Here is a 26318-nt window from a genome sequence, read left to right on the forward strand (position 1 = left end):
CCTGAATCAATGGCGGTTCGCGGGGGCGGGGCGCGAAGAGCGCGTGCAGGGATTCAACGGGCCGATATGCGATAAGGGGGCCGGAGGGTCGCATCCATGAGCGGAATCTATTCTTTGCTGATTTCCCCCGAGCACGCCGAACTGGTGCAGGGCGATGTCGGTGCGGATCTGGGGCAGGGATTCCGCCTGGTCCACGAACAGTCGCAGAAGCGTACCGGGGCGCGTTGGTACTTCTACGCCGAGCGCTCGTTGAGCAAGCCCGAGGCGCTGCGCCGCGCCCAGCAGTGGTACGACTCCAGCGGCCACCCCGACTGGCCGGGATTGGCCGAACGCGCCTGAACCCATCGTCCAGCGTCCTCGACATGGCCTTCACCGGACTTGTCACAGCTTGACCGGGATCATCCAGGGACCGGTCCCATGCTGGAAGTTCAGAGTCCCGAAACGGCCAGCCAGTCCGTCCTGCTGGCGCTGGAGGATGGCATCCGGCGGATCCGCGATCCCCGTGAGGTGATGGCGTTCGCCGCCGCGCATCTGGCCCGCCACCTGCGCGTCGATCGCGTCTGCTATGCCGAGATGGACGAGGCCGGGGAGCGATTCGCCCTGCAGGTCGAATCAGGCAACGGGCGTTTGCCGCCGCTGGCGGGACAGCAGCGGCTGGACGATTTCGGCGACTTCGTGGGCGAATCGATGCGCCGCGGCGAGGTGCTTTGCTGCGACGACACCGCGGCGATCCGGGGCCTGTCGGCGCTGCAACGGCGCGCCTACCGCGACAGCGGCATCCGCGCGCACATCAGCGTGTCGCTGGTGCGCGACGGCGATTCCCGGGCAATCCTCGCGGTGCATCACGCCGATCCACGTGTCTGGACTTCCGCCGAACGGGCGCTGGTGCGGAACGTCGGCGAGCGCACCTCGGCATCGGTGCTGCGCACGCGGGTGGCGGCGGAACTGCGCCGCAGCGAGGCGCGGTTCCGCCAGTTGTTCGAGTCCATCGATCAGGGTTTCTGCATCATCGACGTGCTGTTCGACGCCGATGGCCATGCCTGCGACTACCGCTTCGTCGAGGTCAACGGCGCGTTCGCGCGCCACACCGGCCTGGGCGAGGTGGTCGGGCGCACCGCGCGCGAGGTCGTCGCCGATCTGGAAGCCTCCTGGTACGAACTGTACGGCGAGGTCGCGCTCACCGGGCAGCCGCGACGGTTCGAAAAACAGACGGTGGGCATGGGGGGACGCTGGTTCGAGGTCTACGCGTTTCCACTGGAGGGAGGCAGCCACCAGGTCGGCATCCTCTTCAGCGACATCAGTGATCGCCGCCGGATCACCGACGCCATGCGCGAAAGCCAGTCGCAGCTGGCCGCGGTCATCGAGCACGTGCCGGTGGGCATCGGCCTGTTCGACACCGAGGGCCGCTACCTGATGGCCAACCCCCACCTGCAGGAACTGGTCGGCAACGTGCTGCCGTCGCGCGAGCCGCGCTCCCGCTGGCGCGCCTACGACGCAGAAGGCAACCTGCTGGCGCCGAGCGAGTATCCGAGTGCGCGGGCGCTGCGCGGCGAAACCGTGCCGCCGACCGTGGATTTCCATATCTACCTGGATGGCGTGGAGCGCTGGATCGTGTTCGGCGCGGTGCCGTTGTGGCGCGACGGCAAGGTGGCCGGCGGCATCTCGGTGGCCCAGGACATCACCGAGCGCCGGCGGGTGGAAAGCGCGCTGCGCGAGAGCGAATGGCGGCTTTCCACCCTGATCGAGGGCATCCCGTTGCTGGTGTGGCGGTCCTCCGATCGCGGCCACTGGACCTGGGCCAGCCCGCAATGGGAGCAGTTCACCGGCCAGTCCCAGCAGGACGCGGTCGGGCTGGGCTGGCTGGCGTCGATCCATCCTGAGGACCGCGATGCGACCTTGCAAGCGTGGGCACGCGCGGGCGAACGCGAGGAGATGAGGGTCGAACACCGCGTGCGCCAGGCCGGCACCGGCAGCTACGTCTGGCATTCCACCCGTTCGCGCGCATTGAAGGATCCGCGCGGACGCATCGTCGAGTGGCTGGGCACGACCGCCGATATCCAGCAGTTCAAGAACCTGCACGCGCGCCAGCGCGAGCTGTTGGAACTTCAGGCCGATCAGAGCCGGCGCAAGGATGAGTTCCTGGCAATCCTCGCCCACGAGCTGCGCAATCCGCTGGCGCCGCTGCGGACCACCCTGGAGTTGCTGGTGGAGGCGGGCGATGCGCCGTTCGCGCCCGCGCTCGCGCGGATGCAGCGACAGGTCGACCACATGGTAAGGCTGGTGGAGGATCTGCTGGAGGTTTCGCGGATAACCCACGGCACCATCGAGCTCCGCCGCGAGCAGCTGGACGTCAACGAGGTGCTGCAGGTCGCCATCGATACCAGCCGGCCATGGATAGAGCAGGCCGGACACCAACTGGAGGTGGCGCTGTCGCCGCGCGCCTGCATCGTCGACGGCGATCCGGTTCGGCTGGCGCAGGTGTTCTCCAACCTGCTGAACAACGCCGCCAAGTTCACCCATGCGCCGGGCCGCATCGCCCTGGGTTCGCGCCGGGAAGATGGCTGGCTGCGGGTCAGCGTCGCCGACAACGGCGTGGGCATGCCGCCCGAGCGGATTGGCGAGATATTCAACCTGTTCACCCAGATCCGGCAGGAAAAGCAGCAGATGCTGAGCGGACTGGGCATCGGCCTGACCCTGGTTCGCAGCATCGTCGAACTGCATGGCGGGCACGTGCGCGCGCACAGCGACGGCATCGGCCAGGGCAGCCACTTCGAAGTCGAACTGCCGCTGGTCAACACATCGAATCCGGGAGAAGACGACATGGCCACCGACTACACCACGCCTGGAAACCGCCATCGGGTGATGGTGGTGGACGACAACCGCGATGCGGCCGACGCCATCGCCGAGTACCTGGAGTTCGCCGGCCACGACGTCGCGGTGGCCTACGATGGCGAAGCGGCACTGGCGCGTTTCGCCGGTTTCGCGCCGGAGATGGTGCTGATGGATCTGGGCATGCCCGGCATCAGCGGCTACGACACCGCCACCCGCATGCGTGCCCTGAACAGCGGCGCGGCGCTGACCCTGGTGGCGCTCAGCGGCTGGACCCACGAGGAGGACAAGCGACGCTCGCGCGAAGCCGGATTCGACGCGCACCTGGCCAAGCCGGTGGAAGTGGCGACCCTGCGCCGGCTGATCGAGGAACATCTCGGCCGTGGATGAGCGCGCCGCCCCGCCATCGCGGCGGCTTTCACTTGGCGTGATCATCGCGCCCTGACAATGGAATTCCCGATCAGGAATCCGGTCATGGAATCGCACGCCCATCACGCCGAACCGCCACAGGGAGCGGGCAGGCGGCGCGGACAGATCCTGCGCTTCCTGTTCCGCTACCGGAACTCGGGCCTGTTTTCCGGGCTGGATACCAGCCTGGAGGATGCCGCGCTGCAGGTACCGGAAGGCACGCCCCAGGAGCTGGCCCAGGACTTGGAGGCGCTCGGCCCGGCGTTCGTGAAGATCGGGCAGATGCTCTCGACCCGGCCGGACATCGTGCCGCCGGCCTTCGCCAGTTCCTTCGAACGCATGCAGGAACGGGTGGAACCGGTGTCGTTCGAGGCCGTCCGCGAAGTGGTGGAAACCGAACTCGGCGTGCGCGTGAGCCATGCCTTCTCCGGGTTCGAACCGGAACCGCTGGGCTCGGCGTCGCTGGCTCAGGTGCATCGCGCCTGGTTGCGCGACGGCACGGCGGTGGCGGTCAAGGTGCAGAAGCCCGGCATCGCCCAGCAACTGCTCGGGGATCTGGAACTGCTGCGCGGCTTCGCCCGCAATGCCGATCGCTTCACCGAAATGGGGCGGCGGGTGCGCTTCGCCGACTGGCTGGAGGAATTCAGCCGTACCCTGTTGGCCGAGCTGGACTACCAGGCCGAGGCCGAGAACCTGCTGCGGTTCCGCCTGCACCTGGCGCCGTTTCCGGAACTATGGGTACCGGCACCCGTCGCCGATCTCAGCCGGCGCCGGGTACTGACCATGGAGCTGGCCGAGGGCATCCGGGTGGATCAGATTCCGGGCGTGCGCCGGACCGAGCAGCCGATGGATCTGCTGGCATCGGCGCTGCTGCGCGGCTATCTGGACCAGATCTTCGTGCATGGCGAAATCCATGCCGATCCGCATCCGGGCAACCTGCGGGTGACCCGTGACGGCCGGCTCGCGGTGTTCGATCTGGGCATGGTGGTGAACGTGCCGCCCAAGCGACGCGACTGCCTGCTCAAACTGCTGTTCGCCGCGGTCGACGGACGCGGTGAACAGGCCGCCGACGAGGCCATCGCCATGGGCACCCGGCTGGAGGATTACGACGAGGAGCGTTTCGTGCGCGAGGTCGGGCACCTGGTCAGTCACTACAACGCGCATTCGGCCTCGGCCTCGGCCGGCAGGGTCGTGCTGGAACTGGTACGGGTCGCCACCACCAGCGGGTTGCGTACGCCGCCGGAACTGAGCCTGCTGGGCAAGGCGCTGTTGAACCTGGATGCGGTCTGCCGCCAGTTGGCACCGAAGATGGATCCGAAAGCGGTCGTCGAACGACACCTGCAGCATGTGATGCGCGCGCGCCTGCGGCAATCGTTCTCCTCGTCCAACGTCGCCAGCGAACTGATCGAGATCCAGACCCTGCTGCGGGAAGGTCCGCGCAAGCTGTCCGACGCGCTGTCGCTGGTGGCGGAAAACAAGCTGCAACTGCGGGTGGCCGGGCTGGAGGAATCGCGGCTGATGGAAAACCTGCAGAAGATCGCCAACCGGATTGCCGCCGGGCTGGTGACCGCCGCGCTGATCGTCGCGTCCTCGCTGATGATGCGGGTGGAAACCCGCAGCACCCTGTGGGGCTATCCAACCGTCGCGCTGCTGCTGTTCCTGCTGGGCGCCGGCCTGGGCGTGGGCATCGTGATCAGCGCCCTGCGGCGCGATCGGACCGCGCGCTCGCGCGAGGAGCGGGCACCGCGCTGAGCCAGGCCATGAGCGCGTTCCTCTACCTGTTTCCCTGCGCCGGCGAGGATCTGGCCAAGCTCGGCATCTCGCGGGATCCGCTGGGCCGCATCCGCGGCCTGGCGCCGCGCTGGTTCGAATTCTTCGACCTCGACCACGCCCTGCTGTTGCAGGCCGACGCATTGGCCGAGGCGCAGGCGTGGGAAACCGCGCTGAAACGCTCGCTGCGTGACTACAACGCGCCCGCGCCGCTGTTGTCGGTGGCTGCCGCGGGTGGTCATACCGAGTGGTTCCGGGGCGCCCAGCGGGACATCCGCACCCACATGGACGCGATGGCGGAGCAAGGTTTCCACCTGCATCCGGCGCGGCCATGGCTGCGCGACGCATTGCTTCGCGGCAGCGATGACCCCTATGGCCGGGCCGAGGCGATCTGGCAGGCGATGCTCGACGCGGGCGTCGAACCGGAATCCTCCGCGCGTCATCCGTTCGCGCAGGCGTTGCGGGACCTATGCGACGAACAGATCGCACTGGACCTGGCGCTCGACGCGCGCGTCCCGTCGGCGATCGCGGCGTGGCATCGCCGGCATCGCGCCTGAGCGGTCAATCCGGCGCCTTGGCGGGGACGAAGGGCGAAACCGGATCGCTGGCGGGGAAGGTTTCCTCCAGCGATTCGTCCTGGTTCTCGCTTTCACGCTGCTTGCGTTTCTGCCGTTCGTGCGGTGTCTCGGGCGCGTCCCGATGCTCGTCCGGTGCGGGCGGATCCTTGCGGTCGCGGTTCATGGCGTGCTCCATTGGAAGGAACGGCTCCAGTCTGGAAGCGCGCCGGTGGTACCGGCGTGAACGATCCGCCGAATCCGGATGGGAGCGTGCGGGAATTCAGCGGCGGTTGCGATCGCCGGTGCCGAGCGGATCCGGATAGTCGCGCTCCGGATTGCGCCGGCCGGTTCCGCGTGGCACATCCGGCTGGTCGTGTTCCTTCCAGCGTGCCTTGTCGTTGCGAAGGCGATCGGCGGTATGCGCCTTTTGCTCGTCGCTGTCCGGGTTGTTGCGGGATGGGGCCTCGGGTTTGCTCTTCATGGCATGCGCTCCTCGTTGTCGGGGCAGGGATGCAGGGGAGGGTAACTAGGGAGGGAACGTCGCGCCGGCCACGCGCGCGGCAACCTGGCGAAGATCACGGCGCAGTTCGCGCAACGCCTGGTCACGCGCTTGGCCCTGCATGCGCAGGATGGCGGACGGATGCCAACTGGCGATGGCCTCGGTGCGTTCATCCAATGCACGCCAGCGACCGCGCTCGCGGGTCAGCCGGAACGCATTGCCGAACAGTGTCTGCGCGGCCATCGCGCCCAGCGCCACCACCCAGCGCGGCCGCAGCCGCAGCAGTTCGGCGGCCAGCCACGGCCGGCACGCGGCCTGTTCGCCGGCACTTGCGCGCTGGTGCAGGCGCACCTTGCCGCGCTGGCGGAACTTGAAGTGCTTGACGGTGTTGGTCAGGTACACCTCCTCCACCGCAAGTCCGCTTTGTTCCAGCAGTTCGCGCAGCAGGCGCCCGGCCGGTCCCACGAACGGCTCGCCCTGGCGATCCTCCTGATCGCCAGGCTGTTCGCCGATGAACATCACCGCCGCGCGTGCCGGACCGCGGCCGAAGACGGTCTGGGTGGCCTCGCGCCAGAGCGGACATGCCCTGCAGTCCGCCGCGCGCAGCCGCAACTGCCGTAGCGAACCGGCGGGAACGGTCTCGACCGGTTTGGCCAGCGGTACCTGCGTGGGCGGTACGCGCGGCATCGCGCTCAGGCGTCGGGGCGCGCGCGCGAATCAGGCATCGGCCAGTTCCTGGATCGAGGGCCTGCGCGGCGCGACGGTCGTGCTCGCCGGGATCGGCAGGGGCATCGGCGCGACCGCGACGGCATGCCGGCGCTCGCCGGCCGCGAGCACACGCAGGCGTGCGATGCGGCTGCGGGCCCAGCGCGCGGCCCAGCGCATGCCCGCCGCCACCGAACGCACGGCGACATTGGCCTGCGGGTTGAGCGGGTCGTGCAGTTGCACGCTCACCAGCCAGCCGTCGCGGCAGGGATGGATTTCCAGCACCCTGCGACCCTCGAGCATGAGTCTTGCCCCGGCCCATGTGTCGTCGGCGGTCGCTTCCACCCAGGTGAAGTCGGCGGGAAGCTTCATCGGCACGGCTTTGGTCATGGGATGCATCCTGATCTGTGGGGGATGCGGTTACTTAGCAGATTGCATGCCACTCGAAAATGACTGGAAACGGCAACGCGAATGCACATGCGCATTCGCATGGAGGCACTGGTTTCCGGACGCGCGAAAAAATTTCACTTCAAGTGCAGAGCACGTGAAGAGGGTGCGTTTGCATTGCGCTCACAGCACCGGTTCTAGCGTACTTGTTCAGTTGCAAAGCCAAAATCGTTCCTGTTTTTCCGTAACCGGGAGTGAACATGAAACGCAGCGAAAAGAAGACGACTAAGAAGGCGGCGAAGAAGGCTTCGCCTGGCAGCGCCGCCAGGAAGACATCATCGGCCGCCAGCGCGGACACCGCGGCGAAGACGGCGCAGAGACAGCGGCGCCTGCAGGAAGAAGCCATGGACAGGAATGCGCGGGCACCTTCGACGAAAAAGCAGCCGGTGCAGGCCGGAAGTCGTAGGCAACCCGAACCGCCGTTAAGCCGGCAGCATCTGCGCAAGCCGGGCAATGAAGCCGAACTCGAGCTCCCGCCACGCTTCCTGGCCCCTGACTATCGCGGCAGCGGCAAGCTCCAGGGCCTGCGGGCGCTCATCACCGGCGGAGACTCGGGCATCGGACGCGCGGTCGCGGTGCTGTTCGCGCGCGAAGGAGCCGACGTGGCGATCGTGTACCTGGACGAGCACGAGGATGCACGCGAAACTGCGCGCCATGTGCAAGCCGAAGGACGCCAGTGCCTGCTGATCAGCGGGGATGTGCGCGATGGCCGGTTCTGCGAGCGCGCGGTGGCGGATGTGGTGGCGTCCTTCGGCGGGCTGGACGTCCTGGTCAACAACGCCGCGTTCCAGCAACACGCCAAACGGCTCGAGGACATCAGCGACGCACAGTTGGCCGAGACCCTGCAGACCAACATCGGCGGCTACTTCAACATGACCCGCGCGGCGCTGCCGCACCTGGGGGAGGGGGCGAGCATCATCAACAGCGGATCGGAAACAGGACTCTTCGGCAGCAAGGAACTGCTCGACTATGCGGCGACCAAGGGCGCCATCCACGCATTCACCAAATCGCTGGCGAGCAACCTGCTGCCACGCGGCATCCGGGTCAACGCGGTGGCGCCGGGACCGGTGTGGACGCCGCTGAACCCGGCGGACCGCGAGGCGGAGAAGGTGGCCACGTTCGGCAAGGACAGCGACATGGGCCGTCCCGCGCAACCGGAGGAGCTTTCGCCGGCCTACGTGTTCCTGGCCTCGCCGATCACCGCCTCCTATATCAGCGGCGCGGTGCTGCCGGTGATGGGCGGACCCTACGGCTAGCGGGACAGGCCTGGCGGGGCGCGACCGCCGTCAGGTGCGGTCGCGCAGCCCGGTTTCGCCGGACTGCTTGGCGCAGTGCGCGCAGCAGTAGATGGTGCCGTCACTCTCCACGCCATGGCCGATGATCGCGCAGCCGCAATGCGCGCAGCGCGGCGCGAAGGCGTGGATCGCGCACTCGAAGGCATCGAAGGTGCCGGTACGTCCCTGCTGGGTCAGGGTGAAGCTCTTGTCGTAATCGTTGCCGCACACATCGCATCGGGCCATGGGATGGTTCCTTTCGTGGAGTGATGGAGACGCGCGCCTGGCGGACGGACGCCACTAGTAGACGCCTTCGGGACTGGGCTGGGGCCGGCCGGGAACATCCGGCGCGATGCGTTCCAGGATTGGCGCGAGGACCTGTTCGGATTCCTCCAGCCACGCCAGCATGCGCAGCGCCCAGTCACGCAGGTCATCGCGGGTGCACCGCTGCGAGGCCTGGTCGAACAGCGGCCAGGCTTCATCCAGCATGGACTGCAGCGCAAGCGCGGCGTGATGTTCGTACTCCGCGGGCCGGAATCCGGGCAGGCGGGTCGCGCCGTCCTCGCCCGCGGTCGAGGTGTCGAAGCCCGCCCATACCCCGTCCTCGGCCTGGTGCTGGGCCAGGATCATGCGGGCGAGGGTGCGCAGCGATTCATCCTCGGCATGTTCCAGGATGCCGTTGGCCAGGCGGCGTTCGCGCAGTCCCAGCGCGAGTGCCGAGGTGACGAAGGCGTCGTCGTCGAAATCCGCGCCGGCGGTGCCCTCGCGCGGCCGCGCGGCCAGATGGCGGAACAGCACGACCGCGCCGGTGGCCAGGGCCAGCCACGCGATCAGGGATGTCCGATGCTTCATGCGGATTCGCCTCCTCACGGCCGCCCGTGCAGGCGGCCGTGGTCATGGTTGGCGTGGACACGCATCAGTGGGTGCTGCCCCCGGTGGGCGTGGTGCCGGTGGTGGTGGTGGCAGGACGGCTTGTCGCGCCGCGATTGCGACCGCCGGCTTCGGAGGTCGTCGGGGTTTCGAGCCCGGCGTCTCCGGTCCGTCCCATGCTCGGCGTCACCCGGATCTCGTTGTGGACCTCGCGCACGCCGCCGCATGCATCGGCGATGTCCTCGGCGCGGTGCTTCATCCAGCGTTGTTCCACCGTGCCGCTCAGGGTGGCGACGCCGCCACTCACGCTGATCTGCAGATCGTCCGCGTCCAGGTAAGGGTCGTCGGTAAAGCGTTCATTGAGATCCTCGGTGATGCGCTCGTCGGAACGGGTGTAGCCGCGCGGCCCGCGTCCGCGGAAATTCCGCTGGCCGGATTCCTGGCCATACCCGGAGGCCCCGGCGCGGGTGTCGTCGCGCCAGTCGGACGGGCTGCGACCCATCCCGCCGGAGGACTGGCCGTAACCGTAGCCGGAACTGCTGCCGTAGCCGACGCCGGGTTCGCGTGGATAGCGCCCGCTGCGTCCATAGCCGCTTCCGGCGAACACGTCGCCCTGCGCGTAGCGCTGGCTGAAATCCTCGGGCCCGTAGATCCGGCCCGGATCGCGCTCGCGTCCCCAGGCCTGGCTGTATTCGCCCGGCGGGTCGTAATAGCCGCTTTCGCGGTCGCCCGTGCGCCCGGCCGGACGATAACCGCCGGCGAAGTCGCTGTCGTCGAAGCCCCGTCCGTATTCGCGCTGGCCGGCGTCGCCGCGGCCGCTGAATCCGGAGCGTCCGCTTCCACCGCTATATTGCCCGCGCACATCCTCGTCGGACTCGCGGCCGCGTCCCCAGCGCTCGTACTCGTCCGCGCCAAACCGGCCTTCTTCCCGGGCCTGTGCGCGCGTTCGCGATGGCTGGATACCGGCGGTGCCATAGCCTTCGCCATAGCCACGCGAGGAACGCTCGTCGTCGGGATGCCTGTCTTCCGGACGCATGCCTTGGTGTTGCCTGCCGTATTGCCGGTTGTACTGGTTCATGTCCTGTCTCCGGTTCTGCCACCATTCGCGGCTGGCGTCTGCCAGCTGCGTTGCCAGTTGCCGCAGTTCGCCTATCGCGGCCTTCAGTTCGACGCCCACGTGCCTGCCGTCGTCGTGTCTGCTCTCGTCGTGTCTGTTCTCGTCCATTGCCTGCTCCTGGAAGAAAGGAGTGGAAAGGAGCGTGGTGCGCCACTCCGTCCGTGGACGGCACGCAAACGGCATGCCATCGCCACGGGCCGGCAGGCGCGGGCGCCGACGGCGCCGGTCGGCCTCGGCAGGCAGCTTTTGCGCCGAAAGGAAGTTTGTGCGCGGAGCGGATCGGCACGCGGTTTGCGTGGGTAAGCGGCAGACGAATGAAGCGCGACGGCGCGGAGGTGGAACATGAAACGCTGGATGATCGCCGGCCTTGTCTGGGCCATGGCCGTGGCCGTGATGCCGGCCTGCGACCGCCGGGACGATCCTTCGGTTCCCCCGGCCAGCACGGGCAGCAGCAGTCCGCCCGGTGAAAGGGTCGATGCGGGTGCCGACGACAAGGCCGCGGTGAAAGACGAGCCGGTCCACCTGACCCAGCCGCCGCCCACCGCGACCGAGTGCGACGGCAAGGTCGGCGACGAACTCGCGTCGTGCCTGCAGGGCCATGCGGCGCGCAAACGTGCGACGCCGCCTTCACCCTGACGCAGAAATTTCACGGGATGCAGCATGTGCCGCCCGCGCAGCCGCTTGGACGCGCCTGCGCGAGCTCCACCGTTGGCATGGACATTGCGGAGTACGCCACGGCGCCGGTTATCTCCAGTCGCCGCATTTCTCCCAACAGAAGGCGTTCCCATGTCCCGTACCCCACTGTCATTGAATCCTTCCTCGACGAACACCCACGGCACTGCGACCTCCGCCCCGCGCGGACAGGACCAGGGCAGGCGCCGGGAGCCACGCGGATTCGCCGCGATGGATCCGGAAAGGCAACGCGAAATCGCACGCAAGGGCGGGCGCGCCGCGCACCGCAGCGGCAACGCGCATCAGTTCGATTCCGAAGAAGCCCGCGAAGCGGGACGCAAGGGCGGCGAGGTGGTCAGCCAGGATCGCACGCACATGGCCCGGATCGGCGCGCGCGGTGGCGAAGCGCGTGGCGCGAATCGCCGGCAGCAGACGCGCGAGCGTGGCATCGAGGGCGGCGAGGGAAGTACGGAGCCGGAGGATGGCGGGAGCCTGCTATCCGGGAGCACGCCGTCCACGCGTCATCACTGAGGTGAGGAAAACGGCAAACCGCGAACTGCGGAATCAATCACCCGCGCGGGGCGGTGCCGGTCTCGCCCTGCCGCGGGGAACCGCCGATGGCCATGCGATCCAGCAACGCGCCGCACTGGACGACGGCCATGTCGATCCGGTCCAGGCCGGAGCGGACGTCATCGATCTGGCCCTGCGCGAGCGCTTCCCGCGCGATGGAATTGGCATACAGGATCAGGTTCAACTCGTTGCGCAGATCGTGCTGCCAATCAGACATCGTCGCGCTTCCTGGCCAGGTGGTTGTGCACGGTGCGCACGCTGATGCCCAGGGCCCGGGCGGTCGCGGTCTTGTCGCCGGCGTGGAAGGCCAGGGTCTTGCGCAGCATTTCCGCCTCCACCTGGGCGAAGGTCATGCCCACCTGGAAACGCACGCTCGCCGGGTCGTCGTCGCCCGGCAATCCGCGCCGGTCCAGTTGCAGCGGAACCGCGCGCACGCTGTCGTCCTGGCTGCGCAGGTAAGCCAGTTCGATCGCGCTGGACAGTTCGCGCACGTTGCCCGGCCAGGCGTGCGCCATCAGGCCCGGCAGGCAGCGTTCCTCCAGCCGCCGGGCGTGCCCGGTGCGCCGGTTGAGCCGATCGACGAAGGCGGTGGCCAGCAGCGGGATGTCCTGCTTGCGCGCACGCAGCGGCGGCACCTCGATGGGATAGCGGACCAGGCGGAAATACAGATCCTGGCGCAGATCGCCGCAGCCGTCCGCCGACAGGCGATGGGTGGCCGCGATGACGCGCACGTCGATCGGAACCTCGCCCTGGCCGCCGATTCGCTGGACCACGCCGGTTTCCAGTGCGCGCAGCAGGTAGACCTGCAGCGCCGGCGGCATGTCGCCTATCTCGTCCAGGAAGAGCGTGCCGCCCTGGGCCTGCTCGAAGAAACCCAGGTGGCGCGCGGCGGCGCCGGTGAAACTGCCACGCTCGTGGCCGAAAAGCTCGCTGGCGAGCAGTTCGCCCGGAAGCGCGCCGCAGTTGACCGCGACGAAACGGCCGCCACGACCGCTCTGCGCATGGATGGCACGCGCCGCCAGTTCCTTGCCGCTGCCGGTCTCGCCGAACAGCAGCACGCTCACGTCGTGGGGCGCCGCGCGGGCGATCTCCTGGCGCAATGCCTGCATCGGCGGGCTCTCGCCGAGCAGTCCATCGCCGTCGTCGCGCAGCGCGGCCTCGCGCGCATGGTGAGACTGGCGCACATCGTCGAGCAGGCCCATCAGACGGGTGGGCGGCAGCGGCTTGGGCAGGTAGGCCGACGCGGCGGAGGCCACCGCCCGCCGCGCATGCTCGATATCGCTGCTGCCGCTGACGAACACGATCTGTCCCTGGTGCTGCACCGGGATGCGCTCGAGCACGTCGAAGCCGGTGCCATCCGGCAGGTGCATGTCCAGCAGGGTCAGCTCGGGGTCGTGGCGCGCCAGCCAGGGCGCGGCATCGGCGACGCGATGGAAGGCATGTGCCGTGAAGCCGCGGCGCCGGGCCATGTCCAGGGTCATCGACGCGAACTCGGTGTCGTCGTCGACGATGGCAAAGCATGGATTCGGCATGTTCACTCTCGTGGATCACCAGCATGTGAGCATCACCCAACGGCTGTTAGGGCAACGCGAAGCGGACACGGCCACATCAGGATGCGATGTGCATGCCGTGTTGATGTTCATGAAGGTGATCGCGCGACCCATGCGCGAATCCTGTCCCGCGCGGGTGCGAGGCCGATTCAGCCCAGCCGCTGATCCATCCGGAAACGGTGCGCGGCCAGGTAGCTGATCCGCGTGAACAGCGGATGGCGCGGATTGAGCAGCAGGTTGTGCTCGCACGGACACAATGCGCTGGGCACCTGCGCCGCCAGGGTATTGCCGGTGGCGAGCCAGGCGTCGCCCAGCGCCTGCACTTCGGTCCGGTAGGGACGCTCCCGCCAGAGCAGATCCTCGGCGACCTCGATGACATGCAGCGAACCGGACGGAACGCGCGCCTCGATCAACTTCAGTTGATTGACCGGCGTGCTTTCCAGATGCGCACGATGTTCGAGCATCGCCGCGGCCGCGCTGCAGGCGGCGTAGATCACCGGCAACTGCCCGCTGGTCCAGCGGCCAGGGCGGTCGGAGACGGGGAATACGTGGGTGACGGCGGTGTCCTCGACCATCACGAAAGCGGGCATCGTTTCGTTCGGCATGGCGCTGCTCCCTCGAAGGGATGATCGATGATGGGTTCGGAGACGCGAAGACCGTGTGCAACCGTGGCCTTCACATGACGGGTCCGCGTGCTCGGGTAGGGTCGGATTCCTCCGTTTCCGCTTCGACATGCGCGCAATTTCCGGTTTTTTCCATCGCCAGCGACACCCCCGCGCCACGCGCTGGCCGGCGCGGGTGCTGGCGATGATCGCCGTAGCCTGCATGGCTGGGGCGTTCGCCACGGCTCCGGCCTCCGCACCGCCTTCCTCATCCTCCGTCGGCACGCCGTCGGAATCGGCGCAGACCACCGCGCGCGAAGTGCTGGAGGAAGTGGGCGAGCGCGACAACGCGCCGCCCTACAGCCGGCGGCTGTGGCAGGGCGCCGCGCTGGAATGGACACGTGCCATGCCCGCGATCGAGCGCGATCTCGCCGGCGCATGGCAGGAGCTGCGGCGGCAGGTGGCGGAACGGTTCTGGGGATTGGCGGCGCTGCTGTTGGCCTGGGCCGGGACGCTGTGGCTGGTTCCCTGGTCGATCTCGAAACTGGTTCCGCGCCTGCCCGAAGGGCGCATCCGGCGGTCGCTGCCCGCGTTGCTGCGGGTCGCCGGCACCACCCTGTGCAGCGCGGTCCTGCTGATCGCGATTGGCCAGGTGCTCGGATGGGGCGCGCCAGCCGGTTCGCCGCTGTCGGCATTGCTGGGGCCGCTGATCGGCGTTCTGGCCTTCGCGGTGTTCATGGCCAGCCTGGGCCGCAATGTGCTGTCCTGCGGCGATGCGGGCCTGCGCCTGCCCGACATTCCGGACGAGGTGGCCGCGCGGATGCGCCACGTTCCGTGGTTGCTGGCGGGGTCCGTCGCCGCCGCGACCTGGCTGGAGATCCTGCTGGTGCGCTGGTTGCCTGGACAGGGCTATGCGTCGCGCCTGGCGACCGCGGGACTGGCGGTGTTCCTGGCCGCGGTGCTGGCGAGCGTGTGGTCGCGGCTGGGGCTGGCCCTGCGCACGAACCCCGCCGACGCGCCGACGGGACGCCATCGCGTCCTGCTGCGTGGCGTGGTGGTGGTGGGTTGGGCGCTGATCCTGGGCAGCCTGTTCGCCACGCTGCTGGGTTACTACGCCGCCGGCGGCTTCCTGATCAAACAGACCTTGTGGGGCGGCGTGGTGCTGGTGTTCACCTATCTGCTGGCGGCGGCCAGCGGCGACACCATCGATGCCTACCTGGGCGGCGGTGGCCGCGCCGGGCGGGTGCTGGCGTGGCGACTGGGACTGGAGCCGCGCAAGGTCGATCAGGTCGGCGCGCTGGTCTATGGCGTAGTCCGCCTGCTTCTGTTGCTGTGCGCGCTGGTGCTGCTGGCCGCGCCCTACGGGCTGGGGCCTTCCGAACTGTTCGCGCGCCTGCATCCGCGCACGGCGGTGATCGCGATCGGCCAGCTCCGGCTGGGCGCGGGCGATCTGCTGCGGGCGCTGCTGGTGTTCGCGGCGGTGATGCTGGCCACCCGCTTGTTCGGACACTGGTTCAGCAGCCGCTATCTGCCGACCACGCGGCTGGATCCGGGCATGCGCAGTTCGCTGGTGTCGGTGGCGACCTATGCCGGCGTGGTCGTGGCGATATCGATGGCGCTGGCGGCGATGGGCGTGGGCCTGGACAAGATCACCTGGATTGCCAGCGCGCTGACCGTGGGCATCGGCTTTGGCCTGCAGGCGATCGTGCAGAACTTCATTTCCGGCCTGATCCTGCTGGCCGAGCGCCCGGTGCGGGTCGGCGACTGGGTGGTGGTGGGCGACGCCGAGGGCGACGTGCGCCGGATCAACGTGCGCGCCACCGAGATCACCATGGCCGATCGCACCACCGTGCTGGTGCCCAACTCCGAACTGATCACCAAGGTGGTGCGCAACCGCACGCTGACCCGCTCCGAGGGACTGGTGAAGATCCTGCTGCCGCTGCCGGCGGCGACGACCGACGTGGAGAAGGCGGTGACGGTGGCGCGCGAGGTGATCGCCGCCAACCCCGACGTGCTGCCGCGACCGGAACCGGTGGTGCTGGTCGAGGAGGTCAAGGACAACAAGATCTTCTTCAACCTGTCGGTGTATGTCGAAGGCGCGCGCCGGGTCGCGACGGTGCGCGGCGCGCTGCTGTACGAACTGCTGCGGCGCCTGCCGGAAGCCGGCGTGCCGCTGGCCTGAGCGTGATACCTGTGAGCGCGCCCTACTGGCGGATGCAGACCGCCAGCCCGGGCGCGCCTTCGCCCTCGGCGAACACGCTGATGCGTTCGCCGACCTTGCGGAAGGCCAGATCGAACCGGCGCGCGCCCAGCCGCAGGTCGCTGATGGTGACATCCTCGATGCCCGGTGGCAGTTCGGGCTGGTTGATCTCCACCATCTCGCCGCGGCCGTCGATGTCGATGCCCAGGCAAGCTTGCAGCAGCATCAGCGCCGATCCGGCCGCCCATGCCTGTGGCAGGCAGGCTACCGGATAGGCGACCGGCGGCGCGCCCTGGGTGCGCGAGAAACCGCAGAACAGCTCGGGCAGGCGCATGTCGAAGTGCACGGCCGCCTCGAACGCGCCGCGCAGCAGCCTTGGCGCGCCACCACGAAAACCGGTGCGCGCGATGCCGCTGGCGCACAACGCGTTGTCGTGCGGCCACACCGAACCGTTGTGGTAGGAAATCGGGTTGTAGCGCGCCTCGCCGCGCGCGACCGTGCGCACGCCCCAGCCGGTGAAGAACGGCGAGGACAGCAATTGCGCGGCGACCCCGGCGGCGCGCTCGGGCGCGGCCAGGCCGGTATAGAGCAGGTGGCCTGGATTGCTGGTACGCACCCGGCACAATTGGCCTTCGCCATCGATCGCCAGCCCGTAGAACTTCAGTTCCTCGTCCCAGAAATGCGTTTCCACCGCCTGGCGGAGCCGAGCGGCGCGCGCCTCCCAGGCGGCGGCGCGCCGGGTGGCGCTTTCCTCGTCCGGGGAAAGCGTCGCCAGCGCCGCCATGCCGCGCAACGCCGCGTAGACATACCCCTGCACCTCGACGAGCGCGATCGGGCCCGGCGCGAGCCGGCCATCGGCATGGAACACCGAATCGCCGCTGTCCTTCCAGCCCTGGTTGCTCAGGCCGCTCCGCTCGCCACGGGCGTAGTCGAGGAAGCCCAGCGGGTTCGCGTCGCAGACGCGCTCCACCCAGCCGATGGCCGCTTCCAGCGATGGCCAGAGTCCGCGGATGAATGCATCGTCGCCAGTGCGACGCCAGTACGCATGCGCGAGCATCACGAACAGTGGCGTGGTGTCGACGCCGCCGTAGTACAGGCCGAACGGCAGTTCGCGCAGGCTGGACATCTCGCCCTTGCGGGTCTCGTGCATGATCTTGCCCGGCGACGCGTCCAGGAACGGCGCGTCCTCCTTGGCCTGGTGTTCGGCGAGGAAGCGCAGCACGCCGCGCGCCAGCCCCGGATCGAGCCAGAGCGTCTGCAGCGCGGTGATCACGGCGTCGCGGCCGAACGGGGTCGAAAACCAGGGAATGCCGGCGTAGGGGTAGGGTCCGGTTTCCAGATCGCTGGTCAGCAGCGCCAGGTCCGAACGCGACTGGCGCATCCACTGATCGAACAGCGGACCGCTGCTGACGATGCGCGCGCCACGCCGCTGGCGCGAACGCATGCGCCGGCGCGCCAGTGCGGCCTGGTAGCGGTAGCGTTCACGCGAGGGCGGTTCGCCGGGGTCGGCGCCGGCCTCGATGTAGAACTCGCGGACCTCGTCCGGTTCCAGCACCAGCGGGAATTCCAGCTCGCCGGCGCCGGCGAACACCGGCGCCATCGAGAAGCGGATGTAGGAGGCGCGTTCGACGTTGTCCAGGCCGACATAGCGGAAGCCGTAGCCGATCTCGCCGGGCTCCGGTTCCATCAATCGTCCGCGCGCGGAACGGCGGCTGCCGCGCACCTCGAACATGTCCCAGAAGTCCGCCGCCAGGGTGAAGCGCAGCGGCAGGGTGACCCGCTGTTCGCCGTAGTTGACGCAACTGATGCGCTCGTACATCCGCTCCTGGCACAGGAAGCGGTTGCGGCTGATGTGGATCAGCCCCTGCGGCGTACCGGCTTCGTCCAGCGGCGAAAGCGCGCGGTTGGTGAGATGGGCGACGAACAGCACGTTGTCCTGGGTCACCGCGGCGCTGAGCAGGGTCGCCGCCTCGTCGCCCAGCCGCAGCCTGTAACCCGACAGCACGCGGGTGTCGCTGATGAAGAAACCCTCGGCGGGACCGGCGATGTCGCCGTAGCTGTTGGCGACCAGGAAACTGTCGCCGTCCTTCAACACATAGCGGGTGTACAGGGCGGCGTCGGCGGCTGATTCCATCGTTCAACCCTTGGCCATGCGCAGGTCCGGACGCGTCAGCAGGGTCTGGTAGAGCCCCACATATTCGCGCGCCATCGCGGTGACGGAGAAACGCTGCTCGAACACTTCGCGGATGCGGGCGCGGTCGAGCCGTTCCACCTGTTCGACCGCCGCGCTGGCCGCCGCGATCGAATCCACGATATGGCCGGTGACGCCTTCGTCCACCACTTCAGGCACCGAACCGCAGCGCCAGCCAATCACCGGGGTGCCGCAGGCCATCGCCTCGATCATCACCAGCCCGAACGGCTCGGGCCAGTCGATGGGAAACAGCAGGGCGCGGGCGTTGCCGAGGAAGGCCGGCTTCTCCTCGTCGTTGATCTCGCCGATGAACTCCACGCCGTCCTGCTCCAGCAGCGGGCGGATGGTTTCGCGGAAGTAGACGCGGTCGTGGGTGTCGACCTTGGCCGCGATGCGCAGCGGCAGGCCGACCCGGCGCGCGATCGCGATCGCCCGATCCAGTCGCTTGTCGCGCGATACCCGGCCCAGGAACGCCAGGTAGTCACCGGCCGGGTTTTCCGCCGGCTGGTAGAGATCCTCCGGCAGCCCGTGGTAGACCGTGCCCAGCCAGTTGGCCCAGGGAATCGGCCGGCGCTGGCTTTCGGAGATGGAGACCAGCGGGAATTCCGGCCAGCGCCGGTAGAAGGCCGGCAGATCCTTCTTGTCCTGGCGCCCGTGCAGGGTGCTGATCGTGTGCGCGGCGACCGGCTCGAACAGCGGGAACGGCAGCAGGTCGATGTGGAAGTGGATGATGTCGAATTCGTTGGCACGCCGGGCCACGTCCGACAGCATCGCCAGGTGCGCGGCCACCGGCGACTTCAGTGGCGACTCGTCCAGCCGGATCGCGCAGTCGCGGCCCGGCACCAGGGTGGCCGAGGTGCGCGAGTCGCCAGAGGCGAACAGGGTCACGTCGTGGCCGGCGGCGACCAGCGCCTCGGTAAGGTAGGAAACCACCCGTTCGGTGCCGCCGTACAGCCGGGGCGGCACCGCTTCCAGCAGCGGGGAGATCTGGGCAATCTTCATCGCGCGGGCACTCCCGCCAATACACCGGGCCGCGTGTCGGGCAGCGCCTTCACCGTGCCTTCGGAGCCACCGCCATCGCGCAGCGTCTCGAGGAATCCACGCGCCCAATGGCCGACGTCGTTGCCGCGCAGCTTCGCGATCAACGCGTGCCAGCGATCCTGGCGTTCGCGCAGGGGCATGCGCGCGGCGGCGTCGATGGCGTCGGCCACCGCATCGGCGTCATGCGGATTGACCAGCAATGCCTCGGTCAGCTCCTCGGCCGCGCCAGCGAAGCGCGACAGCACCAGCACCCCCGGATCCAGCGGCGACTGCGCGGCGAGGTATTCCTTGGCGACCAGGTTCATGCCGTCGCGCAGCGGCGTGATCAGGCCGATCGCGGCGGCACGATGGAAGCCGGCCAGCACGCTCTGCGGGAAACTGTCGTTGACATAGCGGATCGGCGTCCACTCGGGCTTGGCGTGGCGACCGTTGATGTGGCCGGCCAACCCTTCCAGTTCGCGCCGCACTTCCTGGTACTCGGGCACCTGGATGCGGCTGGGCGGGGCGATCTGCAGGTAGGTGAGCTGTCCGGCGGAGGGCGCGCCGCTTTCCAGATGCCGCTCGAACGCGCGGAAGCGTTCCGGCAGGCCCTTGGAGTAGTCGAGCCGATCCACGCCGATCGCCAGCCGCCGGCCCGACAGGCTGGCGCGCAGATCGCGTTCGGCGATGCGGGCTTCGTCGCTCTGCGCGCACGCCACGATCGCCTCGACATCGATGCCGATCGGGAACGCGCCGCTGCGGCCCTGCGTGCGGATGTCCTGCTGGCGCAACGCATGCCGGTAGTTGTCCAGATCCGTGCGGGTCTGGAAACCGGCCAGGTCGTAACAGGCCAGCGCGGCGAGCAGGCGACGGTGCACGGGCAGGGCGGACAGCACGTCCGGCGGCGGCATCGGGATGTGCAGGAAGAAACCGATACGGTTGTCGATGCCCAGTTCGCGCAGGCATTGGCCGAGTGGAATCAGGTGATAGTCGTGCACCCACACGGTGTCATCCGGGCGCAGTTGGCCGGCGAGGGCTTCGGCGAACCTGCGATTGACCCGCCACCAGGCCTCGTGATGCTCGCGGTGGTAGTCGACCAGATCGATGCGGTAGTGGAACAGCGGCCACAGCACGCGATTGGCGAAGCCGTGGTAGTAGGCGTCGAATTCGTCCGCGGGCAGATCCAGCAATGCATACTCCAGCCGGCCGGCGCGGGTGCGCGCCAGCGGCAGGCGCGCGTCGCTGGCCATGCGACCGCTCCAGCCCAGCCACAGGCCGGGGCCGTCTTCCATGGCCGCGGCAAGCGCCACCGCCAGGCCCCCGGTCTGGGTTTCGCCGGGCAGGGCAACCCGGTTGGAGACCAGCACCGTGCGTCCCGCGTCCCCCCCGCCGCGAGCCACCGGCCGGTGCCGTGATTCGATGTTCATGCCAATACCTCGTCGTGTAGGGAATCCAGCAGCCAGCGGCGCACCGCGCCGGGATTGGCCAGTCGATGGCGCGCCGCGCTGGTGCGCGCCGCGCCAATCAGCACACTGACGCCGTCCAGCGCATTGACCTGGGCGAAACCCGGCTCGTCGGCGGGATCGTCGCCAATGAAGGCCGGTCGCCGGCCCTGGAACGGCGGCGCCTGCATGAAGGCCGCGATCGCCGCGCCCTTGTCCATTCCGACCGGGCGGATCTCGATGCCGTGCGCGCCGGGATGCAGGCGATGGTGCGGCAGCCGCGTCCGCGCGGACTCGGCGAATGCGCCCAGTTCCGGCGCTGCATCAGGCGCGGCGCGCCAGTGCAGGAACAGGCAGCCACCGCGGCATTCGATCAACGCGCCGGGAAAACGCGCGGCGATCGCCTCGGCTTCCGCCGCCAGCGCGAGAAAACCGGCATCCATCGCCGGCGCCGGATTCCATCCGGCGTGCCAGCGTCGTTCCAGTCCGTGCAGGCCGGCGACCGCCGCGATATGCACGGGATCGAACAGGGCGTCCAGCGCTTCCACCGATCGACCGCTCACCAGCGCCAGCGCGCCGCCGCATTTGCGGGACAGCGCGGGCAGGGCCTGTTTGATCGCGGGATCAATCCGCACCGCATCCGGCGTGGGCGCATGTTCGGCGAGTGAACCGTCGACATCCAGGAACAGCGCCCAGTCATCCTCTATCAGCGGTGGTTCCGCTGCCAGGGTACTTTCGCTTTCCATGGTTTCATCCTAGGTAGCGCGGCGTGAGCGCGATGTGGATGGGTCTTCATCCCGCGCCAACATTTCGCGCACGGCGCGTTGACTGCCGCCGCGCGAGGCTGCGATCTCCCGGGCTGCGAGACGACGGCATGGTTTCCGGATTCGCGGATCAATGGAACGTGCTGCTGGAAGTGGTGTACGCGATGGCGCTGGCGGGCAGCATCGGCGTGGAGCGCGAAATCAAGAACCGGCCGGCGGGTTTCCGCACCCACATGCTGGTCGGTGGCGCGGCCGCCTTCCTGGTTGGCATCGGTGGCCTGGTGATGGCCGAGAGCATGCGCGAGCCAAGCCCCATCCTCACGGTGGACCCCTTCCGGCTGGTGGAGGCGGTGATCGCCGGCGTGTCCTTCATCGGCGCGGGCACCATCTTCGCCCAGCGCGGCGCCGGTACGGTGACGGGCATCACCACCGCGGCTTCGCTGCTGATGGTGGCGGTGATCGGCGTGGCGGTGGGATTCGACTACGACCTGCTGGCGTTCCTGATCACCGCGGCCACGCTGTCCGTGCTGGTCGTGCTGGCCTGGATCGAGCGCCTGATCGCCCGTCGCCGACCGCCGGGCGGCCCCCCAAGGCCACCGGCTTCCGCTTGAGCGCCTACAGGGGTATGGTGGCGCCCGGGGGACATCGACCATTCCGCTACCTGGCTGCTCAGCGTCGCCATGACGGATACGCACAAGGAATTGCCCATAGTTCGCTCCACCCGGACGGTCGCCTGGTCGGGCATCGCGCTGGCGCTCGTGCTCGCGTATCTGCTGGGCTATTTCGTCTACCGCGACCATCAACTGAGGCTGGACGCGGCGCGGCGCCAGAGCATGGCGCTGGCCGAAGGCACGGCCAGGCTGCTGCGGCTGGAACTGCGGAACCTGGAACGGGCCATGGCCGGTATCGCCGGCGATGCCCAGCAAGCGTTCCGCACCGTCCCCGAATCGGCGTCGGCGCTGCTCGGCGAAGCGGTGGCCGGCGTCGTGGGCCGCCACCAGGAACTGCACAGCATCGTCATCGTGGATGCGGCCGGGCGCGCGATCACCCCCGGCCATGGCCTGCGGATTCCGCCGCCGCCGCGCGGGTCGCCGACGCATGCCCTGCGCTTCGGCGCGCTCCAGCAACTGGATGGCGAATGGCTGTTGCCGCTGCTGACGTCGATGGACGACGGCCGCTGGATCGTGGCGCGCCTGCGGGTGGCGGAAATCCAGCGCCTGGTCGCCGGCCTGGACACCGGGCGGGACGGCGTGGTGACGGTGATGGATCACGGTGGCACGGTGCTGGCGCGCAGCCGCGACGCGGCGCACTACGTGGGACGCCGTTACCCCGAGATCCTGCCGTCCGGACCGCCATACGCGAGCAGCGCGATGATTCGCCGCAGCGGCGTGGACGGGGTGGTGCGGATCACCTCGCGCCTGCACCTGGACGACTATGGCGTGTTCGTCAGCGCGGGGCTGGGACGCAAGGAAATCCTGCACCCCTGGTATCTCCTGCTGTTCGGATCCCTGGCCGTCTACGTGCTGTACTGGGCCAGCCTGCTGTATCTCATGCGCCACACCCGCCAGGCGGCGCGCGCGCAGAAGCGCCTGATCTCGGAAGTGCGCCGCGCCGGCGAAGGCCTGCGGCTGGCGCAGCGCATCGGCAAGACCGGCAGTTGGGTCGTGCGCCAGTCGCCGCCGCGGGTGGAATGGTCCGAACAGGTATCGGAGATCTTCGGATTCGGACCCGAACGCAACAGCGCCGACCGGGAGGAGTTCTACGCGCTCGTGCATCCCGATGATCGCGATGCGCTGCGCGCGCGTTTCGCCCAGGCCTGGCAGAGCCGCGAACCCTTCACCGCCGAGTACCGGATCGTGCGCCCGGACGGGCAGGTACGCTGGCTGCTGACCCGCGGCGGCGCGGTCGAGGGTCAGGAAGGCGGCGCCGCGATGACCGGCACCCTGGTGGACATCACCAACGAACGCAGCGCACAGGCGCGCCTGCTGGAGACCGAACGCCAGTACCGCCTGCTGTTCGAGCGCAATCCGATGCCGTTCTGGGTCTTCGACCTGGAAACCCTGCGCTTCCTGGAGGTCAATGCGGCGGCCGAGCGCCACTACGGCTACAGCCGCGAGGAATTCCTCTCGATGTCCATCATGGACATCCGCCCGCCGCGCAGTTCGGTGGACATGCTGCAGTCGCTGACCGAGCCGGCGCCCTCGCACGAAGGCGAGGTCTGGAAGCACCTGAAGCGTGACGGCAGCGTGATCGACGTGCACGTGCGCACCGACACCATCAGCTACGACGGCCGGCCCGCGCGGCTGGTGCTGGCCGAGGACATCAGCGAAACGCTCGCCTACGAGCGCGAACTGAACTATCGCGCCAGCCATGACACCGCCACCGGCCTGCTCAACCTTCCCGGCCTGAAGGCGGCGCTGGCGGCCGAGGGCAAGGGCAGCTATGCGCTGGCGTACGTGCAACTGCGCGGGCTCGAGTTGGTGATCGACAGCCTGGGCCAGGCGGTCGCGACGCGGCTGCTGGATACCCTGACCAGCCGCCTGGAGACGCTGGCCGATTCTTGGGGGGAGACCGCGTTCGTGCCATCCGAGGCATTCGTGGTCGCGCTGCGCCCCGGCGTGGATGTCGACGAAGCGGTTGGCGCGCTGCATCGCGCGATGACCTTGCCGGTGGAGCAGGGCGGCTCGCGGCGCAGCCTGGAGGCGTGGGTGGGCGTGGCCCGGTTCGACGGCGAATCGTTCGAGAACGCGGTCAGCCATGCCGCGCTGGCCGCGCACGTGGCGCGTACGCAGGACGTGCCCATCCGCATCTTCGACGCGCCGATGGCGCAGGCCGCCAGCGAACGGCTGCGCATGATCGGGCGCATCCACGTGGCGCTGGAACAGCGCGATTTCATGCTCCATTTCCAGCCCATCTACCGGCTCGAGGATCGCCGGCCGGTCTGCCTGGAAGCATTGCTGCGCTGGCCGCAGGCCGATGGCGGATTCGTGCCGCCGTCGCAATTCGTGCCGCTGTCCGAGGATGCCGGGCTGATCACGACGCTGGGCGACTGGGTGATCGAGGAGGCGGCGCTATGCCATCGCAAGCTGGTCGCGGCCGGCTGGTCGGATCTGCCGATCGCGGTGAACGTGTCGCCGGCGCAGCTGCGCCGCCCCGATTTCGCCGAACGCCTGATCCGCCTGCACGAGCGCCAGGGACTGCCGCGCGGCGCGCTGCACATCGAGGTCACCGAAAGCATGCTGCTGGACAGCCCGGAAGGCACCATGCGAACCCTGCGCACGTTGCAGAAACACGGCATCTGCACTTCGCTGGATGATTTCGGCACCGGCTTCTCCAGCATGTCCTACCTGCACCAGTTGCCGCTGGACGCGCTGAAGATCGACCAGACCTTCGTCCGCAACGTCGCCGATGACGACCGCAGCGCGGCGATCTGCCACGCCATGATCACGCTGGGGCACAGCCTGGGCCTGACCCTGGTCGCCGAAGGCGTGGAAACCCGCGCGCAGCTGGACTGGCTGCATCGTCACCATTGCGATCAGGTGCAGGGATATCTGCTGGCCCGGCCGATGGATCTGGCCGGGACCCTGGAACACCTAGGCCCGGCGCCGCCGCCAGAACTTCCGGCCAGGCCGTGAGCGATCCGGCCATGCGACGGATCATGGTCGACGGACACCTCGCCAGCCGGATCAATGCAGGGTCCAGATATCCGGGATCAGCGCCTCGGCCGATTCGCGGAAGCCATCCTCGAACTGGGGCGGCAGGCCGAGCGGGAAATTCTCGGCCGCGACCTGCAGGCAGGCGATCAGCCGTGTCTGCACGGGTTCGTCCACGGACTGCATGACGGTGGACGCCACGTAGCCCATGACCGCGAGCTGGCCCTGGAGCCTGCCGAAGTGCTCCAGTACGCTTTCGACCACTTGTTCCTGATGTTGCATGCGCCGCTCCACCGCCGGCTCCAGGCGGCGGCAGAGGGCTTCCAGTTCGGCGAGGCGGGTTTCGATCGACGTCTTGCCCATGCGCATCTCCTGCTTGGCTTGCAGGACTGCACCTTTCCCGCGACCGCATCAAGAGAACGTGTGCGGGAAGCGGAGAACCGGTTGGCGATCCAGACGAGGTTGACCCGCCGTTCCCGGCGACCGTGGTGGCCTCGGGCCGGTTCTCCTGTGGGGCTGCGGGTCAAGGCGAGGCTCCGCGAGGGAGTGCGTCCACTGAATATGCAGCCGGCCGGGATGTTCTCCGGCATCCACGCCCGCGAGTTTCCGCCACGCGGGGGAAATCGCGGGTGCAGGGCGGATCCACGCTTCGTTAAGAAGCGGGCGCCGCAAAGCGCGGGTTCATCCGCCGCGGGCCGGCGACGCCTAGTGGGGCGGGGCGGTGCGCAGCAACGGCGGCTCATGTCCCAGCGGATGGGTCGGCAATCCCCCGCAGGCGACGCAGGCATCGTCGAGGGGCGCATGCGGTTGGCGCCAACCCAGCACGTACCATCCTTCCTCATCGTCCGATGCCAGTTCCGCGTGCCATGCGCGGCCATCGTAGCGGCCGCTGAACCAGCCGGTCACGTCGTCGATCGAGCACGCATAGATCGCCAGCGGCACGTTGACCGGGGGCGCGCGTTCGGGCAGGTAGCAGCAGGCGGAATCGGCTGGCGGACTCATCTGGAATTCCGCGTGCCGCGCACGCCGGAAGGAGGACGATCCGGTTGTACTCCCGAGTCCGGCAAGAGCGTGTGTGCATCGCCGCGTTAAAGGCGGATGCACGCGAAGGCGTCGCGCTGTCACGGCGCGTTTGCACGGCCGAGGCTAGAACATCGGCAAGTTGGCGAGTCGCCACG

General features: G+C 68.7%; 25 protein-coding genes and 1 pseudogene. 10 read left to right on the top strand and 16 right to left on the bottom strand.

The genetic code is table 11. The features are described from left to right. The first annotated feature begins 96 nt into the window (after positions 1–96). The 4 genes from IQ458_RS14520 (at position 97) to IQ458_RS14535 (ending at position 5564) form a co-directional block, all read left to right on the top strand. Complete coding sequence (locus tag IQ458_RS14520) at positions 97–339, top strand: hypothetical protein (RefSeq protein WP_183636446.1); 243 nt, start codon at positions 97–99, stop codon at positions 337–339. 78 nt (positions 340–417) lie between these two features. Beyond that, positions 418–3219 carry a PAS domain S-box protein gene (locus tag IQ458_RS14525; RefSeq protein ID WP_203323260.1) on the top strand — a complete coding sequence of 934 codons (2802 nt, stop codon included), beginning with the start codon at positions 418–420 and terminating at the stop codon, positions 3217–3219. 57 nt (positions 3220–3276) lie between these two features. After that, the gene (locus tag IQ458_RS14530) at positions 3277–4989 is read left to right on the top strand and encodes an ABC1 kinase family protein (RefSeq protein WP_183636441.1); all 1713 of its coding nucleotides are present in this window, start codon (positions 3277–3279) and stop codon (positions 4987–4989) included. 8 nt (positions 4990–4997) lie between these two features. Then, positions 4998–5564, top strand: coding sequence for a GIY-YIG nuclease family protein (locus IQ458_RS14535; protein WP_203323261.1), 567 nt, complete (start codon positions 4998–5000; stop codon positions 5562–5564). Positions 5565–5568: 4 nt separating this feature from the next. On the opposite strand, the gene IQ458_RS14540 is transcribed toward IQ458_RS14535, so the two are convergent. From IQ458_RS14540 to IQ458_RS14555, 4 genes are all read right to left on the bottom strand, one after another. Continuing rightward, a complete protein-coding gene (locus IQ458_RS14540) occupies positions 5569–5748 on the bottom strand; it encodes a hypothetical protein (protein WP_141452792.1) in 180 nt (59 codons plus the stop codon). Positions 5749–5844: 96 nt separating this feature from the next. Beyond that, positions 5845–6045: a hypothetical protein gene (locus tag IQ458_RS14545; protein ID WP_183641423.1), complete on the bottom strand. Its 201-nt coding sequence runs from the start codon at positions 6043–6045 to the stop codon at positions 5845–5847. A 45-nt stretch (positions 6046–6090) separates the two neighbouring features. Continuing rightward, positions 6091–6750 carry a UdgX family uracil-DNA binding protein gene (locus IQ458_RS14550; protein ID WP_203323262.1) on the bottom strand — a complete coding sequence of 220 codons (660 nt, stop codon included), beginning with the start codon at positions 6748–6750 and terminating at the stop codon, positions 6091–6093. 30 nt (positions 6751–6780) lie between these two features. Then, positions 6781–7158, bottom strand: a complete 378-nt coding sequence (locus IQ458_RS14555; protein WP_183636432.1) for a hypothetical protein — start codon at positions 7156–7158, stop codon at positions 6781–6783. Between the two features lie 257 nt (positions 7159–7415). Between IQ458_RS14555 and IQ458_RS14560 the strand changes: the two genes are divergently transcribed. Beyond that, on the top strand, positions 7416–8471 hold the full coding sequence (locus tag IQ458_RS14560) for an SDR family oxidoreductase (RefSeq protein ID WP_203323263.1): 1056 nt from the start codon (positions 7416–7418) through the stop codon (positions 8469–8471). 30 nt (positions 8472–8501) lie between these two features. Here the strand turns inward: IQ458_RS14560 and IQ458_RS14565 are convergent, their stop codons facing one another. The 3 genes from IQ458_RS14565 to IQ458_RS14575 form a co-directional block, all read right to left on the bottom strand. Beyond that, positions 8502–8735 carry a hypothetical protein gene (locus IQ458_RS14565; RefSeq protein ID WP_203323264.1) on the bottom strand — a complete coding sequence of 78 codons (234 nt, stop codon included), beginning with the start codon at positions 8733–8735 and terminating at the stop codon, positions 8502–8504. 54 nt (positions 8736–8789) lie between these two features. Then, positions 8790–9341 carry a hypothetical protein gene (locus IQ458_RS14570; protein WP_203323265.1) on the bottom strand — a complete coding sequence of 184 codons (552 nt, stop codon included), beginning with the start codon at positions 9339–9341 and terminating at the stop codon, positions 8790–8792. A 64-nt stretch (positions 9342–9405) separates the two neighbouring features. After that, positions 9406–10584, bottom strand: coding sequence for a BON domain-containing protein (locus IQ458_RS14575; protein ID WP_203323266.1), 1179 nt, complete (start codon positions 10582–10584; stop codon positions 9406–9408). A 234-nt stretch (positions 10585–10818) separates the two neighbouring features. Here IQ458_RS14575 and IQ458_RS14580 point away from each other — a divergent pair, with 234 nt between their 5' ends. After that, positions 10819–11112, top strand: a complete 294-nt coding sequence (locus tag IQ458_RS14580; protein WP_203323267.1) for a hypothetical protein — start codon at positions 10819–10821, stop codon at positions 11110–11112. 267 nt (positions 11113–11379) lie between these two features. Further along, the gene (locus IQ458_RS14585; RefSeq protein WP_235996873.1) at positions 11380–11679 is read left to right on the top strand and encodes a KGG domain-containing protein; all 300 of its coding nucleotides are present in this window, start codon (positions 11380–11382) and stop codon (positions 11677–11679) included. Between the two features lie 37 nt (positions 11680–11716). On the opposite strand, the gene IQ458_RS14590 is transcribed toward IQ458_RS14585, so the two are convergent. The 3 genes from IQ458_RS14590 to IQ458_RS14600 form a co-directional block, all read right to left on the bottom strand. Continuing rightward, positions 11717–11935, bottom strand: coding sequence for a hypothetical protein (locus tag IQ458_RS14590; protein WP_183636412.1), 219 nt, complete (start codon positions 11933–11935; stop codon positions 11717–11719). After that, entirely contained in the window at positions 11928–13250 is a 1323-nt protein-coding gene (locus tag IQ458_RS14595; protein ID WP_192198581.1) for a sigma-54-dependent transcriptional regulator, read from the bottom strand. The genes IQ458_RS14590 and IQ458_RS14595 overlap by 8 nt, the downstream gene beginning before the upstream one ends. A gap of 167 nt (positions 13251–13417) precedes the next feature. Beyond that, positions 13418–13873 (bottom strand): RES family NAD+ phosphorylase, encoded by a 456-nt coding sequence (locus tag IQ458_RS14600; protein ID WP_192198579.1) that lies wholly within the window; start codon positions 13871–13873, stop codon positions 13418–13420. A 127-nt stretch (positions 13874–14000) separates the two neighbouring features. Between IQ458_RS14600 and IQ458_RS14605 the strand changes: the two genes are divergently transcribed. Beyond that, positions 14001–16052: a mechanosensitive ion channel family protein gene (locus IQ458_RS14605; RefSeq protein ID WP_203323269.1), complete on the top strand. Its 2052-nt coding sequence runs from the start codon at positions 14001–14003 to the stop codon at positions 16050–16052. A gap of 22 nt (positions 16053–16074) precedes the next feature. On the opposite strand, the gene IQ458_RS14610 is transcribed toward IQ458_RS14605, so the two are convergent. From IQ458_RS14610 to otsB, 4 genes and pseudogenes are all read right to left on the bottom strand, one after another. Then, positions 16075–18204: an amylo-alpha-1,6-glucosidase gene (locus IQ458_RS14610; RefSeq protein ID WP_183636404.1), complete on the bottom strand. Its 2130-nt coding sequence runs from the start codon at positions 18202–18204 to the stop codon at positions 16075–16077. A 3-nt stretch (positions 18205–18207) separates the two neighbouring features. Then, positions 18208–19263, bottom strand: a complete 1056-nt coding sequence (locus IQ458_RS14615; RefSeq protein WP_183636401.1) for a glycosyltransferase family 4 protein — start codon at positions 19261–19263, stop codon at positions 18208–18210. Between the two features lie 74 nt (positions 19264–19337). After that, positions 19338–20708, bottom strand: a pseudogene (locus IQ458_RS14620) (alpha,alpha-trehalose-phosphate synthase (UDP-forming)); the annotation flags it as partial. After that, a complete protein-coding gene (otsB, locus tag IQ458_RS14625; protein WP_203323271.1) occupies positions 20705–21469 on the bottom strand; it encodes a trehalose-phosphatase in 765 nt (254 codons plus the stop codon). The pseudogene IQ458_RS14620 and the gene otsB, both read right to left, overlap by 4 nt. A gap of 128 nt (positions 21470–21597) precedes the next feature. Here otsB and IQ458_RS14630 point away from each other — a divergent pair, with 128 nt between their 5' ends. Further along, complete coding sequence (locus tag IQ458_RS14630; RefSeq protein ID WP_183636391.1) at positions 21598–22098, top strand: MgtC/SapB family protein; 501 nt, start codon at positions 21598–21600, stop codon at positions 22096–22098. 69 nt (positions 22099–22167) lie between these two features. Next, a complete protein-coding gene (locus IQ458_RS14635; protein WP_203323272.1) occupies positions 22168–25122 on the top strand; it encodes a bifunctional diguanylate cyclase/phosphodiesterase in 2955 nt (984 codons plus the stop codon). A gap of 51 nt (positions 25123–25173) precedes the next feature. On the opposite strand, the gene IQ458_RS14640 is transcribed toward IQ458_RS14635, so the two are convergent. Together IQ458_RS14640 and IQ458_RS14645 are read right to left on the bottom strand one after the other, a co-directional pair. Beyond that, positions 25174–25503, bottom strand: coding sequence for a hypothetical protein (locus tag IQ458_RS14640; RefSeq protein WP_203323273.1), 330 nt, complete (start codon positions 25501–25503; stop codon positions 25174–25176). Positions 25504–25845: 342 nt separating this feature from the next. Beyond that, positions 25846–26142, bottom strand: coding sequence for a hypothetical protein (locus IQ458_RS14645; protein WP_183636382.1), 297 nt, complete (start codon positions 26140–26142; stop codon positions 25846–25848). Positions 26143–26318 lie beyond the last annotated feature (176 nt).

The organism is Pseudoxanthomonas beigongshangi (assembly GCF_016820515.1).
Classification (GTDB): Bacteria; Pseudomonadota; Gammaproteobacteria; order Xanthomonadales; family Xanthomonadaceae; genus Pseudoxanthomonas_A; species Pseudoxanthomonas_A beigongshangi.

Bases quoted from the DNA above. Each gene is read 5' to 3' on its own strand.
- IQ458_RS14545 (WP_183641423.1), bottom strand. From the start codon at position 6,045: ATGAAGAGCAAACCCGAGGCCCCATCCCGCAACAACCCGGACAGCGAC.
- IQ458_RS14610 (WP_183636404.1), bottom strand. From the start codon at position 18,204: ATGGAATCAGCCGCCGACGCCGCCCTGTACACCCGCTATGTGTTGAAG.
- IQ458_RS14645 (WP_183636382.1), bottom strand. From the start codon at position 26,142: ATGAGTCCGCCAGCCGATTCCGCCTGCTGCTACCTGCCCGAACGCGCG.
- IQ458_RS14520 (WP_183636446.1), top strand. From the start codon at position 97: ATGAGCGGAATCTATTCTTTGCTGATTTCCCCCGAGCACGCCGAACTG.
- IQ458_RS14635 (WP_203323272.1), top strand. From the start codon at position 22,168: ATGACGGATACGCACAAGGAATTGCCCATAGTTCGCTCCACCCGGACG.
- IQ458_RS14605 (WP_203323269.1), top strand. From the start codon at position 14,001: ATGCGCGCAATTTCCGGTTTTTTCCATCGCCAGCGACACCCCCGCGCC.
- IQ458_RS14530 (WP_183636441.1), top strand. From the start codon at position 3,277: ATGGAATTCCCGATCAGGAATCCGGTCATGGAATCGCACGCCCATCAC.
- IQ458_RS14585 (WP_235996873.1), top strand. From the start codon at position 11,380: ATGGATCCGGAAAGGCAACGCGAAATCGCACGCAAGGGCGGGCGCGCC.
- IQ458_RS14525 (WP_203323260.1), top strand. From the start codon at position 418: ATGCTGGAAGTTCAGAGTCCCGAAACGGCCAGCCAGTCCGTCCTGCTG.
- IQ458_RS14560 (WP_203323263.1), top strand. From the start codon at position 7,416: ATGAAACGCAGCGAAAAGAAGACGACTAAGAAGGCGGCGAAGAAGGCT.
- IQ458_RS14595 (WP_192198581.1), bottom strand. From the start codon at position 13,250: ATGCCGAATCCATGCTTTGCCATCGTCGACGACGACACCGAGTTCGCG.
- IQ458_RS14575 (WP_203323266.1), bottom strand. From the start codon at position 10,584: ATGGACGAGAACAGACACGACGAGAGCAGACACGACGACGGCAGGCAC.
- IQ458_RS14630 (WP_183636391.1), top strand. From the start codon at position 21,598: ATGGTTTCCGGATTCGCGGATCAATGGAACGTGCTGCTGGAAGTGGTG.
- IQ458_RS14565 (WP_203323264.1), bottom strand. From the start codon at position 8,735: ATGGCCCGATGCGATGTGTGCGGCAACGATTACGACAAGAGCTTCACC.
- IQ458_RS14535 (WP_203323261.1), top strand. From the start codon at position 4,998: ATGAGCGCGTTCCTCTACCTGTTTCCCTGCGCCGGCGAGGATCTGGCC.
- IQ458_RS14570 (WP_203323265.1), bottom strand. From the start codon at position 9,341: ATGAAGCATCGGACATCCCTGATCGCGTGGCTGGCCCTGGCCACCGGC.
- IQ458_RS14540 (WP_141452792.1), bottom strand. From the start codon at position 5,748: ATGAACCGCGACCGCAAGGATCCGCCCGCACCGGACGAGCATCGGGAC.
- IQ458_RS14580 (WP_203323267.1), top strand. From the start codon at position 10,819: ATGAAACGCTGGATGATCGCCGGCCTTGTCTGGGCCATGGCCGTGGCC.
- IQ458_RS14640 (WP_203323273.1), bottom strand. From the start codon at position 25,503: ATGGGCAAGACGTCGATCGAAACCCGCCTCGCCGAACTGGAAGCCCTC.
- IQ458_RS14550 (WP_203323262.1), bottom strand. From the start codon at position 6,750: ATGCCGCGCGTACCGCCCACGCAGGTACCGCTGGCCAAACCGGTCGAG.
- IQ458_RS14600 (WP_192198579.1), bottom strand. From the start codon at position 13,873: ATGCCGAACGAAACGATGCCCGCTTTCGTGATGGTCGAGGACACCGCC.
- otsB (WP_203323271.1), bottom strand. From the start codon at position 21,469: ATGGAAAGCGAAAGTACCCTGGCAGCGGAACCACCGCTGATAGAGGAT.
- IQ458_RS14590 (WP_183636412.1), bottom strand. From the start codon at position 11,935: ATGTCTGATTGGCAGCACGATCTGCGCAACGAGTTGAACCTGATCCTG.
- IQ458_RS14555 (WP_183636432.1), bottom strand. From the start codon at position 7,158: ATGACCAAAGCCGTGCCGATGAAGCTTCCCGCCGACTTCACCTGGGTG.
- IQ458_RS14615 (WP_183636401.1), bottom strand. From the start codon at position 19,263: ATGAAGATTGCCCAGATCTCCCCGCTGCTGGAAGCGGTGCCGCCCCGG.